This window comes from Clostridium sp. UBA3061, assembly GCF_002367465.1.
Classification (GTDB): domain Bacteria; phylum Bacillota; class Clostridia; order Clostridiales; family Clostridiaceae; genus Clostridium_J; species Clostridium_J sulfidigenes.
Map to the genome: position 1 here is coordinate 231985 of NZ_DFCF01000010.1, position 15627 is coordinate 247611.

The window sequence follows — 15627 nt, forward strand, 5'->3', positions numbered from 1 at the left end:
GATTACAAGGCTATAAAATTTACTTTTATTTCCTATAAATTCTTAACTTTTTCGTTAAATTCTCCTATTAATTTATCTAATTCTGGTGCCATTTTATGAAGTCTTCCCCAATAATTATCATAGTCATACCATTGAGCATTTAATTCATTTAATTCATATTGCTGTTGTTCTATCCATGTATAATATTTTAAATTGTGAATTCTCTTCTTAGCCGCATAAGTTAGTTCTTCCATAGAATCTGTTCTTATACCTATAATACTTCTGTTATAATCAACCATAGCATCCTTTTCTTCATATTCATGACCTCTATCTTTTCTCATCTCTTCAAGTCTAGATTGATACATTTCTGCTGAGTCTGTAAGAACAGTTAATACCATATCATTTTCATCAAGCTCATAGTACTTTGCAAATTTTATTGCAGATATTATATTGGCTGCTCCAGAAATACCTATCCATGTAAGCTTTTCTATAACCTCTTCTGACACTCCAATGGATCTTAAATATTGTTGACCAACCGGTTCATTGAATAGTCTAAACATAGCTAAGCTATCATTGTCATCTATAGCGATAACCATATCTGTATTTTTTACATTATGAATCCAAGGTACATGCTTATCTCCTATACCTTCAATTCTATGATCACCAAAACCATTATTTAAAAGTGTTGGACATTGAAGGGCTTCCCCAACAGCAAGTTTAGCTCCTGGATATTTATCTTTAATGAAATCTCCGCTTCCTAAGGTACCTGCTGAACCTGAAGTTAAGCAAATACCAGCTACTTTTCCATTATCGCCTTTTTCATGTTCTATTATGGAAACCATGGCATTACCAGTTACTTCATAATGCCAAAGATGATTTCCAAGTTCGCCAAATTGATTAAATATAACAACATTATCCCTAGTTCTTCTGAGTTCCCAAGTCTTATCATAGATCTCTTTAACATTACTTTCACATCCTGGAGTTGCAATTACTTCTCCAGCTATACTCTTTAGCCAATTAAAACGCTCTTTACTCATATTCTCAGGTAGAATAGCGATTGATTTACACCCTAGTAATGTTGAGTTATAAGCCCCTCCTCGGCAGTAATTTCCAGTTGATGGCCAAACAGCTTCATGAAACTTTGGATCAAATTGCCCTGTTACTAGTCTTGGTACAAGACAAGCATAACTTGCTCCAACTTTATGAGCTCCTATAGGAAAAAACTTTCCTGACATAGCAAAAATCCTAGCTTTAACTCCTGATATTTCTTGTGGTATTTCTATATAATTGGGTAATGTGTTATATAAACCGCCTTCTTTAATTGGCTGATTATACCAAGATATTCTAAATAAGTTGATTGGATCAATATCCCAAAGGCCAGTTTCGGCAAGTTTATTTTTAATCTCTTCTGGTATTTTATTTGGATCCTTCATTTGAGCAATAGTAGGAATAATTATATTTCTCTCTTTTGCACTCTCTGCTGTTTTTAGAATTTGATCCTCATTAACTTCTAAATCTATTAATTTATGCATTTTATATCCTCCTCAAAATCTTTATAAAGGAATTCATTATCATTTAGGACAAACATTTTAAATATTCAATCAATTTATTCATATCCGGCTTTATTAATTCTGGCTTATTAACTGCTTGTTGAGCTGATTTTATATCCTTAAGACCACTACCAGAAACTACAATAATCACCGTTTCATCTTCTCTTATTTGGTCTAGTTCAACTAATTTTTTAAGTCCAGCAAAACTAGTTACTCCTGCTGGTTCCCCAAATACTCCAGTCTGCCTTGCTAATGTTGTTATTGCACTTAAAATTTCTTCATCACTGACATCAATAGCAATCCCATTGCTTTCCTCAAGAGCATTTAAAGCTTTATATCCATTTCTCGGAACGCCTACAGATATACTATCTGCAATAGTTACTGGTGGTATATAACTAAATGCTCTTATTCCATTTCTATAAGCTCTATTAACTGGATTAGCTCCTTCTGCTTGTACTGATACCATTGTTGGAAGCCGATCTATTAAACCTAGTTCATAAAATTCCTTAAACCCTTTCCATACACTAGATATGGAACATCCATCCCCCACAGACATAATTACTTTGTCTGGCACCTTAAAGTTTAATTGCTCGCATATTTCAAAAGCAGCAGTTTTTTTCCCTTCTGCTAAGTAAGGATTTATGGCACAACTTCTGTTATACCAACCAAAATGATTCACAGCTTCTAAACAAAATCCAAATGCTACATCATAATCACCATCTACTAAAATTACATCACTTCCAAATACTAGAAGCTGTGTTAGTTTTGCCTCTGGAATGTTTTTAGGAACAAATATATAGTTTTTTATTCCCATACATGCTGCAAATCCTGAAAGAGAAGAAGCTGCATTGCCTGTAGATGCTGCACACATAATATCTTTTTTTAGTTCTATTGCTTTGGCCACACCAATAGCTGTAGCTCTATCCTTAAAAGATGCTGTAGGATTCCTACCTTCATCCTTTACATATACATTCTTTATATTTAATAACTTTTCTAATCTATTGGCTTTATAAAGTGGTGTTCCTCCTATTTGTAAAGGTGCCATACCTTCTCTAGATTCCAGAGGAAGAATAGGAATATATCTCCAAACATTCTTATCTTCATTTCCCTTTAGATGTTCCTTAGTTAATTCCCTTTTAACTAAGTCCATATTATAAACTACATCTAGTGTTCCTTCTATGCCACAGTCTGGGCAGTGATACATTACTTCTTCTCCAACTTTCTTACCACATTTAGAACATACTAATCCCTCAACTTTTTCCATAATCCCACCTCAGTTTTATTGACTTAACCTCTAAAAATCCTTTCTCCTTCGCCGAATGAGTAAGTGCGACTAACCAAATCATAGATTTGAAGTTGTTTTAAATGAAACTCCTTCTACTTCGTCGAACTTACAGTATTCTTTTACGTAGGTAATTGGAATTAAAGCATACATAGCTGCACATTTTACAAGTTCATCTTTCCAGGTTAATTCATTTGGTGCATGAGCTTGATCTTCATGGCCTGGACCAAAGCCAACACAAGGTATACCATACCTTCCCATTATAGATACTGCATTAGTCGAAAATGTCCACTTATCTACTAATGGATCTTCCTTAAACAACCCTTTATAAGAATCTATTAAAGTTTTACAAGCTGGATGTGATTCTTCAAGAACCCAAGTTGGAAAATAGCACTCTGTTGGATAGATAAGTCCTGTATAGGCAGGTCTTTCATAGGTATACATTTCTACTTTAGCCTTAGCCTCTTTTACTGAAGGTAATTCTCTTATTTGATCTAAAGCGTATTCCCAAGTCTCCCCATTAGTAAGTCTTCTGTCTATGGAAACAGTACAACCATCAGCTACTGCACATCTAGAAGGTGAAGAAAAGAATATTTCTGAAACTGTTAAAGTTCCTTTTCCTAAGAATGGATCATCTATTAATCTTTTATTTAACTCTTTTAATTCATTAAGAATAGGACCCATTTTGAATATCGCATTATCTCCTCTTTCTGGTGCTGAACCATGACAACTAATTCCATGAGTTGTCACTTTTATTTCCATTCGCCCTCTGTGCCCTCTATAAATATTAGTTGAAGTTGGTTCAGTTATTACTACAAATTCTGGTTTTATCTTGTCTTCATTTATAATATATTGCCAGCATAATCCATCACAATCTTCTTCCTGTACAGTACCTGTAACTATTAGCGTGTAATCATCTTCTAAATTTAAATCTTTGATTATCTTACCTGCATAAACCATTGAAGCCATTCCACCTTCTTGATCAGAACCACCTCTACCATAAATAACTTCATCATCTTCATAACCCTCATATGGATCATTAGTCCAATTATTTATATCTCCAATTCCAACAGTATCAATATGAGCATCCATAGCAATTACATGTTTGCCATGTCCTATATAACCTAGTATATTTCCCATCTTGTCTATTTCTACTTTGTGAAAACCTACTTTTTCCATTTCCTCTTTGATTCTTAAAACTACTCTCTTTTCATCACAACTTTCACTAGGAATAGCTATCATGTCTCTTAAGAACCTTGTCATATCAGCCTTATAGTTTTTTGCTAACTTCAGTATTTCTTCTTGGCATGTAATTTCTGACATATTTAAATCCCCCTTTAAATATAAATATATTTTATTTTTCAACCATTATTTCAATAATTTAAATACTTACTAACTAATTAATTAGTTAATTCAAATAAAAACCTATATAATTCAATACAATTAACCTGCATTATAATCTAATTTATTGGTATTACTAAATAAGTTTAGTAATACCAATAAACTAGAAAATTTTATTTAGTTTGCTACAGATAAAAAGGGTTTAATAGATTGAAAGTATAATATTCCTTCTAGAACTGATCCACCTATAGTTCTTGACTTATCAGAAATAGTATTGCAATTACTGATCTCATCATGCCTTGGATCTACATCTGCAATTTTTAACCCCTTTGTAACATAAGTGTTATCTCTAATAATGCCTCTTAGCACTCCATCAATTTTAGCTTTTACTTCTAAATCATCTATTAGTGCTATAGTTTCATTAGATTTAACTATATCTCCTATTTGTCTTATATTCTTAATTTTTCCTTCATAAGAACTATAAATTACTCTTTCCTTTGCATAACCACATATAGATCCTGGTACTCCTGTATCCTCTAAAGCATATCCATCAAATATTAATCTTCCCAAACTATGTCCTCTCATTGTCTCTATTACTACATTTACATCTATACCTGCTTTAAATCCAGGACCTAATGCAATGGTTATAGGTGCCATATCTATAGTGGTACCTATATTTTTTTTCGCTAAAATTGCATCAACTACAGCAATAGGCCTAACCGTTTCAATGAGCTTTCCATATCTATCAACAGCTACCGGAATATATCCCATATCCCAAGCTTCTAGTATTTCATCATAGGTTCTAACAAGAACACCCTTCATACCTTCAATTGTTGTTTCACCATCAAATACTGCCTCACTAAAAGATACATTTCTTCTAATACTAGAAGGTATCTCTATCTCAAGTACTAGAACTTTAAATCCACTTCTATGAAGTTTTTGTATAGTACCTGAGGCAATATCGCCTCCACCTCTTACAATTATTCTATTATTTATCACCAAATCGTCCCCTTGCTTAATGATAATTTGATTGTAATAATTCTATATAATCCTTTTCTGTATCAATATCCCAAAGAAAATATTCTTCGTCTACTTCCACAAAAAATATATTATCCTCATGATTTTTTAAAATAGTTTTTCCGCCCAAATCTCCATTAAGTGCTAAAAGCTCATTTCGATACTTCCATGGAAATATTACAGGATTTCCTCTTCTACCTTTATAAATTGGTACAATAAACTTATCTTGATTTTTTTCAAATTTTTCGATAAGTTTATTTATAAGACTCTCATTTAAAAAAGGTTGATCCCCTGTAATAAAAGCATATCCAGATATTTTAGATGCAGCTTTCAACCCAAGTTTTATAGATTGACTTTGTCCCATATATGTCTGGGAGTTTTTAACTACTTTTAAATCTCTAGTCTGAGCTAACTCTGCTATTGTTTCATTGCCAGTTACTACAATTTTATCTTCTAAATTACTTTTACTTACTGCATCTAAAACATATTCTATTAGATATTTACCCTTATACTTTAATAGTAATTTATACCTTCCCATCCTAGTACTACGGCCTGATGCCATAACAATCCCAGTTACCACATTGAATCCCCCTTAAAGCTTTTCTGTAGATTCTTCATATATAACCCTATATGTTTTATTTAATAAACTTCCAATAAGTATTCCGTCTAATAACTTTAATTCTTTATTTTTTACTGTTATATATTCTATTAGATTTTCTAACTTCTTAAAGTCCTCTTCTTCTACCTTATTTATAAATAAAATTCTTCTACCTTTGGAGCTTTTAAATAATCCTTCTTTCTTAAATATTAAAGCTAGCAAATCTTCTTCATTTATACTATCTCCTACACTTTTATTTATAAGTTTTAAAAACTCATCAATCCTATGAATATTTCCATCATGGATTTTTAAATTTAAGGCTTCTCCGCTTAAAACTCCTATTGTTGTACTAGTAAAATTACTTACTACTGGCTCATCTTCCTTCCAAGCTTTTAAAGCTTTTTCTTTTGCTCCATCAGATTCTATTAAAATATAATCATAATTGTTAAGTATATTAGAAATACTTTTATCATCAATTCCAATGACTTTATTTTCTCCATTAACACTAGAACCATAAACATGAATTTCACTATCTGGTTCCTTTGTTTTACTTATATTTCCACAGTATACACATACTATATTTCCATTTAGAATATACTTACTTTCTTCATTAATATAAGCTCCAAAGCTGTCCTTTAGAATTAAACAATTGTATTGATTTCTTTTAGGTAGATATATTTTAGTTGTTGTTGTTATAAGAACTCTTCCTCTTTTTTTCAACTCTTCTGCTAGGATAAACATAAGAGTGGTCTTTCCTCCAGCTCCTACTATAGATATTTTTTCTCCTTTATTAACAGTAAGAACATTTAAAATGTCCACCCTTTTTCACTCCTTTTTAAAACCTCTTCCAAACCTCAGTTGCTAGTTCTCTACTTCTAGCCCTAATTCTTTCCTCATCTAAATTAACCAGTTTTCTATTCATCATTATAATCTTCCCATTTACAATAGTGGTTTCAACATGTCTCCCACTTATTCCAAATAGAATGTGACTATCTATATTATCTTTATATATAGGTGTTGGAGAATTATAGTCAACAATTATAACGTCAGCTAATGCACCTTCTTTTATAATTCCTATGGAATTATCTATAAATCTTTCAGTTATAACTCTATTTCCTTTGAAAAGCATTTGTGGTAATTCTACCCAAGCTACTGTTGAGTCTTTAGCTTCATGCCTTTGAATAGTACTTCCGGTTTTATAAGACTCTAAAATATCAGAGGTGTATCCATCTGTTCCTAACCCCAACAATATTTGTTTTTTAGCCATTTTTAAGATTTGCGATGTTCCCACTGCATTTCCCATATTAGATTGAGGATTATTAACTACTATGGAATTCTTTTCTTTCAGCATATCCATTTCCTCATCAGTTATGTGTACACAATGAATAGCCATAGTTTTATCAGAAAGAACACCTCTTTTATACCATCTTTCAATTACGCCTACACCATACTTTTCCATAGAATCTTGTACATCTTCAATTCCTTCAGCACAGTGTACATGGAATCCTGTATTTAAACCCTCTATGGCTGTTAGGCATCTCTCTACAGTATTTTCACTAATAGTCATGGATGCATGAAGTCCAAATAATCCTTTTATCATATCATTCTTTTCTCTATTACAATACTTTATAAATTCAATATTTTCTTCAATACTTTGTTTTATTACGTTCTCTCCATCTCTATCAGAAGTTTCATAACTCAGGTTACTTCTAATACCTACTTCCTTAGCTGCATCTGCAATAGTAAATAAACTCCCCCTTAAACCATCTGGACTGGAATGATGATCAAAGGAAGTTGTTACACCATTCTTAATTTGATCTATCATTGGAACTATTGCACTATAATATACATCCTCTAGAGTTAACTTTTTGTCTAATCTCCACCATAATCCCTTCAATATATCTAAAAAACATTTTGCTGGAGGACTATCATTAGCAATTCCTCTAGCAAAGGTACTGTAATAATGCATATGTGTATTTATAAAACCTGGCATTATTAATTTCCCTCTTGCATCAATGAATTTATAGTCTAGATATTTTTCTTTTAAATTTTTTGTAATTCCTACTTCTACAATTTTATCTTTTTCTATAACTATACATCCATCATCTATAATTGTGTTTAAATCATCTCTGGTTACAACTATCCCATTACCTACTAGTAGCATTCACACTCCCCCTATAGATTAAATATTATAACCGTATTTATATACCTCTAGATTATATATTCATACCTGTTTACACAAGTTTTAATAATAGATTTCATTTCCTTGGAGATTGATTCTGAGTTATTTTCTTCAATACACCAATTATAAATTTCACCTTTTTCATCCCTAACTTTAAAAATACCTTTAATAGAATCTATTACACAGAAACCTGAATTGCTACTGTTTTCAAAATCTTCCTCACTCCAAAATATAGTAATTTTATCTTTGTAAGGATTACCTTTATATGGACAAAATACTCTACAATTTCCGCATTCATTACACATACCATCTAAATGTATAATTTGATGACCTACTATAGGACCTTCTTTAATATGGATAAACGCATTTGCTCTATTAGGACAAACATCTACGCATATTTCACAAATATTATTGCATTTAAGACATCTTATAGCCTCTTCCTTAGAAGGTATTGATTCAAGTAGTACACCTTTTCTTTCATAAGATTTCTTAAGTTCATATCCACAAGTATTTTCCTCAGCCCTAATGAGATCACAAGGCATATTTTCTTTTTTTAAAATGTCCCTAGTTATAATTTTCCCATGAGACAATGCTTCTACTATAGTACCTGGACCACTTTTAGCATCTCCGGCTATATATACGTTAGATATATTAGTTTCACATTTACTGTTTACTTCAGGAAGTTCTTTAGAATTTATATCTATACCAAGACTTTTAAATAATTTTGAATCTATTTTTTCTCCAACAGCTGCTATAACTGTAGTTGCATTTATACTTTCATATTTTCCTAAGGAAATTGGACTTTTTCTACCTGATTTATCTTGTTCTCCTAAAATCATTCTTTCACAAACAAGAATATTATCTTCTAACGCTACAGGGGATAATAACTCTTTAAATTCAATACCTTCTTCAATAGCTAATTTAATTTCTTCTCTACTAGCAGGCATTAAATCTTTAGTTCTCCTATATATAATAGTTACCTTTTCAACTCCATTAACTCTTTTGGCAGCACGAGATACATCCATGGCTACGTCCCCTCCACCAATAACACATACATGGGTTCCTAGTTTTATATCCTCACTGTTTTCTTTAAAATCCTCTAAGAATTCAATAGCATTTAAGACTTTATCAGTACCTCTTTTAAGTGAAATACTTGCTGGCTTCCAAGCTCCAGTTGCTAGGACAACATAATGAAAATTTTTCCTTAGAACATTTAGATCAACCTGTTCAGCTACATTAAAATTTATCTTAACTCCATGGCTTTTTACCATTTTAAAATCCTGTTCTAAAGCTAAATTATTTATTCTAAAACTTGGAATTACATAATTTATAATCCCATATGGTTTATCTCTTTTTTCAAATACTTCTACACTAATACCATTTCTTCTAAGGTACATCGCTGTAGATAAACCTGCTACCCCAGCTCCTATGATAGCTACCTTTTTATGACTTTTAATTGCGCATGGCTTTATATTCTTTATATATAATTCTTCAGCATTATCCACAGCTATTTTTTTCATTCTTCTAATTTCTAAGGAACTATCATAATCTAGTCTAGTACATTTATTTTGACAGTTATGATTACATAAAGTTCCTGTTATAGCTGGGGCTGCATTATCTCTAACTATTACTTGAAAAGCTTCATCATATTTTCCTTCTCCCACAAGCTCTATATACTTTGGAATCTGTTGTTCAATTGGACAGCCTTCACTACAAGGTGCAATTGTACAATCATATATTGGTAAGTCCTTATATAGTTTTCTACTTTTAACTACCCTTGCTTTCTTAAGGTGATGCTTATCATCAATTGATTCCTTTGCTAATATTTTTAGCAATTGCATGTCAATTGTTGACTTTCTATTAGAAATAAGTGGTTCTACCTTTTCAGCTATCTGTTTAACTCTTTCATAACCACCTGGTTTTAATATTGTAGTAGCAAAAGTTATTGGACATATTCCTGTTTTAAATATCTTATCTACATTAAAGAATTCAGCTCCACCAGAATATGAAATATATAATTTCCCTTCAAATTCCTCTGAAAGATTACTTGCCAAATTAATAGCTAAAGGATATAAAGATCTACCTGACATGTACATCTCTTCTCCTGGTAGTTCTTCATTTAATATCCTTACTGGAAGAGTATTTGTAAGTTTTACTCCAATCTCCATACTTTCCATTTCAGCTACGGCTTTTAATTTTTTTATCATTTTTATTCCATCATTGTATTGCAGATCATTTTTAAAATGATGTGAATTTAGTTTTATATATTCATAACCCATTTTATTAAGAATTTTTCTTACAAATGCTTCACCAAGCAATGTAGGATTCATCTTTACAAAGGTATGAAGATGTTTTTCTTTTAATAAATAAATAGCAATTCTTTCTATTTCTTGTGGAGGACATCCATGTAGAGTTGATAGGGTAATTGAATTGCACACCCTTGAAGGAATTTTATATAAATCTTCAATTGAAAATCTATAAAATTTTTCTATATTATTCTCCAACACTTGAATAGATTCCTTCCATATTTTTGTATTTTGTGAATTTTTCAAATTTTCTATGTAGGAATCTATTTTATCTGATTTTATTCCATCAAAATCATATCCTACACTCATGTTAAAAACAAAGTCTCTGTCTACACTTAAGTTAAGTTCCTTCATTAAAACATGTAATATAATCCAAGCTTTCACATATTCCTCAAAAGCTTCTTCTACAGTTAGTTCTGTAGACCACTCTACGTTATAGCATTCATCCTCAGCATTAATACATGGCTTTAACACTGGAAGATCTTCTCCATCAATAATCTGGACTGTCTTTAACTCAATAAATCTACTACCAGTAAGATATGCTGCTATAATATTTTGAGCTAATTGTGAACTAGGACCTGCTGCTGGTCCAATTGATAGGCCTAACTTCTCTCCTAAAAAAGAGATAGTGTTATTAGGGATTCCATAGTAAAACTTATCTTTATGAATTCCAAAAATACTATCTTTAGTTTTTAGTTCAGTAAAAATCCAGTTAATGAGTTTTTCAAAACTTATTGGGCGTATTTTGTCACTCATATTTACTCCCCCCTATAATTCATAAGTTACTTAAAAGCATTATATACCCTTAAGTAAATACATAATTTAATTAATCTATTTACTCTTTATTTTTCTATAAATCTCGGCTTATCTTCTTCCAGTAATTTCTCAAAAACAGATATAGGATCCTTAACTTTACTTAAGAACATCATGGCAGCAATAATATATGGTTTATATCCAGCTTCACGATATAGTAATTCACGGTAACGATTAAATACAGATTCTCCTACTTCTCCAATTTCACAACTTACACCTGTTATATCCGCTGGTAAACAATGAAGATATAATGCTTTACCATCCTTAGTAAGCTCCATCATTTTTTCATTGCATTCCCAATCCTTATATCTAGCATTTTCTTTCAACAATTCTTTTTCAAGTTCATCAATACCTGCTATATCCCTCTTTGAATATAGTTCTGTACGTTTTTCCATAGCTTCAAATGGTGCCCAGCTCTTTGGATAAACTATATCTGCGTTTTCGAAGGCTTCTTTCATAGAATTAGTCTTTGTAAAGCTTCCACCATTTTTCTCTACATTTGCCTTAGCAACTTCCTCTACTTCAGGAAGTACATCATATCCTTCTGGATGTGCTAATACAACTTCCATTCCCATTCTTGTCATAAGTCCAATAACTCCTTGCGGAACCGAGAGTGGTTTTCCATAAGAAGGTGAATAAGCCCAAGTCATAGCTAATTTTTTACCTTTTAAATTTTCCACTCCACCAAAATAGTGAATCAAGTGTAATAAATCCGCCATACATTGAGTTGGATGGTCTATATCACATTGTAAATTAATCAGAGTTGGACGTTGTTCTAATACTTCATCAGCATAACCTTCCTGAACAGCATTAGAAACTTCTTTCATATAAGCATTACCCTTTCCTATAAACATATCATCTCTAATTCCAATTATGTCTGCCATAAAAGAAATCATATTTGCAGTTTCACGGACAGTTTCTCCATGAGCTATTTGAGATTTTCCTTCATCGAGATCTTGTACCTCTAGCCCTAATAAGTTACACGCACTAGCAAAACTAAATCTAGTTCTAGTAGAATTGTCTCTAAATACCGAAATACCTAATCCACTATCAAATATTTTCGTCGATATATTATTTTCTCTCATTGTACGAAGAATATCAGCAACAACAAATACTGATTCTAATTCTTCGTTACTTTTTTCCCATGTTAAGAAAAAATCATTATTGTACATCTCCCTGAAATCTAGTTTTTTAAGTCTCTCCATAAGGGTTTTAATATTCTCCACAAAATCCACTCCTCAATTTATTAATCTCCTATTCCAAAATAAATTTATACTTATATTTTTGAAATTCGTCATAATTTCCCTTTACTGACTAATTAATCAAATTATAACTCCCATTACATTTAATGTCAATATTCAAATCAGATAATTCAAACTATTCTATTCTATTTATTTTATGTAAATTTATTGCATTTCATCCTCTTGATTGGTAAAATTTAAATAATTTAAATTTATTCATTTCAAGCTTAAATTATTTTATTATCTTAATATTTATTCATATCCTTATTATACTTATTCATAAACTATAGTTAAGTATATATTTTTTCTTTATTTTTTATATTAACTGGTTAGTAAAATATTTATAGCACTTCATGCATTATGCATAAGATATAATTATAAATTTAGAGGGGGAATTAAATTGCAAACAACTAACGCTCCAAAGAAATCGCTTCTTAGAATTAAACTAGATGACAAACCACCTATGAAACAAACTTTAATTCTTGCATTTCAAGCAATTTTTGCATGTTTCAGTGGTATAGTAGCAGTTCCACTAGTAGTAGCTGGTGCACTAGGATTAAAAATATCTGATACATCATTTCTGGTTTCATGTGCCCTATTTGCTTCTGGTCTTACAACACTTATTCAAGCTAAAGGTATTGGACCCATAGGAAGCAAGCTTCCATTTATCATGGGTACATCCTTTGCTTTTGTAAGTCCGGCTATTGCCATCGGTAGCACTTATAACGGCAATATGACTTTAGGTATTGCTACCATATGTACAGCTACAATGGTAGGTGCCTTACTAGAAGTAATTCTAAGCTTTTTTATTAACCATGTTAAAAAAATTTTTCCACCACTTGTTACTGGTACTGTTGTTACTATGATAGGCATCACTATCATTCCTGTTGGAATTGATTGGTTAGCTGGAGGCTCTGGAAACCCAAACTATGGAGATCCTAAATTTTTATTGCTTGGTGCTATTGTCCTAATTATTATTATAATTACCAATCAATCTAAAAATACTTTTATAAGTTCTTGCTCAATATTTATAGGTATATTATGTGGATATTTATTAGCTATACCTCTCAACTTATTAGACACTACTCCAATATCTGCTGCATCCTGGATTTCTATTCCTAGACCTCTTAAATTCGGAATTAAATTCTCTATACCAGCGATTATTAGTTTTTTAGCTGTTTATCTAGCAACTACTGTAGAAACTGTAGGTGATACTCTAGCTATTGGAGAGGCATGTGAAATTGAGGTTTCTGACAACCAACTTTCTGGAGGTGTACTTTGTGATGGTCTTGGATCAATTCTAGCTGGATTTTTTAACTCTACTGCAAATACATCCTTTAGCCAATGTACTGGCCTTATAAATGTTACAGGAGTTGCTAGTAGGTTTGTTATAATTATAGCTGGAATAATATTATCTATAATGGGTCTGATACCAAAATTTGCTTCTTTAATATCAATTATGCCTAGTCCAGTTCTTGGAGCTGCTGGTATAGTTATGTTCGGTTCTATTGCTTGTTCTGGTATTAAAATTCTAGGCAAAGTTGATATGACTAGAAGGAACATTTTTGTAATTGGGATATCTTTTGCTTTAGGTGTAGGTGTCATTGTTAGACCTGAAGCTCTTAGTATGTTCCCAGAATCCTTACAAATAATCTTTGGTTCTGGTGTAACAACTGCAACTATATTTGCTGTAATATTAAATTTAATCTTACCTAGCGATAAGTCTCAAAAACCTGTTATTAAAACTAAATCTGGTATGTCTTTAAGCAAATAACTACTTTGTATTCCCCAAATCTATATAAGAGATATAGAAAATTGATCACGACTCTTTATATCTCTTATTTTTCCACAAAAAATTCCAGCCTAAATATCAACTGGAATTTTTTCTATTCAATTTATTTCTTAAGGGATTTTTTTGTAGCATTAAATATTTTTTGATATCCTGTACATCTACATAAATGTCCAGATATTTCTCTTTTTATTTCTTCATCAGTATAATCCTTACCACTATTTACCAATGCTGTAGTTGTAAGTACTAATCCTGGAGTACAGAATCCACATTGAATTGCACCCTCTTCTATAAATGCCTTTTGCACCTTTGATAAGTTTCCATTTTCTGATACCCCCTCTATAGTTAAAATTTCTTTTTTATCAGCCCAAATAGCCATATAAATACATGAATCTATAGGTATTCCATCCACTAGTACTGTACAAGCTCCACATTCTCCAACTGAACATCCTTGCTTTACCCCTGTAAATTGAAGTCTATTTCTCAATACATCTAACAACGATTCTCGTACATCTACTTCTAAATTATAATTTTTTCCATTTACTTTTACTGATATCTTTTTATAATTCTTATCAATCATAATAAAATCCCACCTTATTTAGTTACTTCATAAATACCTCGTACTGTTAATTCTTTTATTAAATGCTCCCTATAAGCCTTTGATGCTCTCCATGAGTCTCTAGCACTTGCTGATTTTACTGCATATTGTGCAATATTATTAATATTTTCTTCTGAATATTCTAAACCAAGGGCATACTTCTCTGCATCCTTACATCTTATAGGAGTAGGCGCAGCTACCCCTAACGCTATTCTTAAATCTTTAAATTTATTTTCCTTCTTACTAGCTACAACGCATACACCTAGCATAGAAATATCCATTGCCTTTCGATTACTATACTTAATATATGTTCCTCTTACTCCCTCATAGTCTTTTTTTTCAATAAAAATGCTTATTAGAATTTCATCTTTTCTTATATTAACCTTTCCAGGACCTTCGTAGAATTCCTCTATTGGAACTATTCTCTCCCCCTTAAAACTTCTAAGTCTTAATTTAGCATTAAATGCAAATAAACTTGGTGCACTATCTGCTGAAACAGCTCCATTACATACATTCCCTCCAATAGTGGCCATATTTCTTATTTGTGGTCCTCCCATAGATACAGCACCTTGCCCTAAAGCAGGAATAAAATCTTTTATAATTTTATTTCTATATATATTAGTAAAGCAAGTAGTGGAGCCAATTTCTATGGTGTCATTTTCTAGAACCTTTATGAAGTCTAATTCTTTTAAATTTTTTAGACTTAAAAGTTCTACTTCTTCCATATCACCATGATGCAATTTAATTAAAACATCAGTTCCACCAGATATTATTTTTAGATTATTATTTTCATGAAGAATTTTTACTGCCTCTTCTACACTTCTAGGCTCTTGTATATTCTTAATATCAAACATTTTTATCTTTAATAGAGATTTAACACTCTACTAAAATTCACCTCCTTATATATTTATATAGTCTACTAACTATACAA

At 31.4% G+C, this 15627-nt stretch carries 12 protein-coding genes; 1 reads left to right on the top strand and 11 read right to left on the bottom strand.

The genetic code is table 11. The annotated features are described in order from the left end of the window. Positions 1-32: 32 nt before the first annotated feature. The 9 genes from B2P65_RS08685 to ygeW all read right to left on the bottom strand — a co-directional run bounded on the left by B2P65_RS08685 (position 33) and on the right by ygeW (position 12294). Entirely contained in the window at positions 33-1511 is a 1479-nt protein-coding gene (locus B2P65_RS08685) for a pyridoxal-phosphate dependent enzyme (protein ID WP_346880003.1), read from the bottom strand. 43 nt (positions 1512-1554) lie between these two features. Further along, positions 1555-2793: a threonine synthase gene (gene thrC / locus B2P65_RS08690; protein WP_346880004.1), complete on the bottom strand. Its 1239-nt coding sequence runs from the start codon at positions 2791-2793 to the stop codon at positions 1555-1557. 78 nt (positions 2794-2871) lie between these two features. Beyond that, positions 2872-4134 carry a YgeY family selenium metabolism-linked hydrolase gene (locus B2P65_RS08695; RefSeq protein WP_346880005.1) on the bottom strand — a complete coding sequence of 421 codons (1263 nt, stop codon included), beginning with the start codon at positions 4132-4134 and terminating at the stop codon, positions 2872-2874. Between the two features lie 195 nt (positions 4135-4329). Further along, positions 4330-5151, bottom strand: a complete 822-nt coding sequence (gene yqeB, locus B2P65_RS08700) for a selenium-dependent molybdenum cofactor biosynthesis protein YqeB (protein ID WP_346846566.1) — start codon at positions 5149-5151, stop codon at positions 4330-4332. 16 nt (positions 5152-5167) lie between these two features. Beyond that, the gene (gene mocA, locus B2P65_RS08705; RefSeq protein WP_346846565.1) at positions 5168-5749 is read right to left on the bottom strand and encodes a molybdenum cofactor cytidylyltransferase; all 582 of its coding nucleotides are present in this window, start codon (positions 5747-5749) and stop codon (positions 5168-5170) included. Positions 5750-5761: 12 nt separating this feature from the next. Continuing rightward, positions 5762-6586 (bottom strand): selenium cofactor biosynthesis protein YqeC, encoded by an 825-nt coding sequence (gene yqeC / locus B2P65_RS08710; protein WP_346880006.1) that lies wholly within the window; start codon positions 6584-6586, stop codon positions 5762-5764. 16 nt (positions 6587-6602) lie between these two features. Then, positions 6603-7931, bottom strand: coding sequence for a putative aminohydrolase SsnA (gene ssnA, locus B2P65_RS08715; RefSeq protein WP_346846563.1), 1329 nt, complete (start codon positions 7929-7931; stop codon positions 6603-6605). Between the two features lie 47 nt (positions 7932-7978). Beyond that, on the bottom strand, positions 7979-11011 hold the full coding sequence (gene ygfK, locus B2P65_RS08720; protein WP_346880007.1) for a putative selenate reductase subunit YgfK: 3033 nt from the start codon (positions 11009-11011) through the stop codon (positions 7979-7981). A gap of 86 nt (positions 11012-11097) precedes the next feature. Further along, on the bottom strand, positions 11098-12294 hold the full coding sequence (gene ygeW / locus B2P65_RS08725; protein ID WP_346846561.1) for a knotted carbamoyltransferase YgeW: 1197 nt from the start codon (positions 12292-12294) through the stop codon (positions 11098-11100). A 415-nt stretch (positions 12295-12709) separates the two neighbouring features. Here ygeW and B2P65_RS08730 point away from each other — a divergent pair, with 415 nt between their 5' ends. Next, entirely contained in the window at positions 12710-14083 is a 1374-nt protein-coding gene (locus tag B2P65_RS08730; protein ID WP_346876953.1) for a nucleobase:cation symporter-2 family protein, read from the top strand. 121 nt (positions 14084-14204) lie between these two features. Here B2P65_RS08730 and xdhC read toward each other — a convergent pair whose 3' ends face one another. Next, entirely contained in the window at positions 14205-14678 is a 474-nt protein-coding gene (gene xdhC, locus B2P65_RS08735; RefSeq protein WP_346879198.1) for a xanthine dehydrogenase subunit XdhC, read from the bottom strand. Between the two features lie 14 nt (positions 14679-14692). Next, positions 14693-15550: a xanthine dehydrogenase subunit XdhB gene (gene xdhB, locus B2P65_RS08740; protein WP_346880008.1), complete on the bottom strand. Its 858-nt coding sequence runs from the start codon at positions 15548-15550 to the stop codon at positions 14693-14695. Positions 15551-15627: the final 77 nt, after the last annotated feature.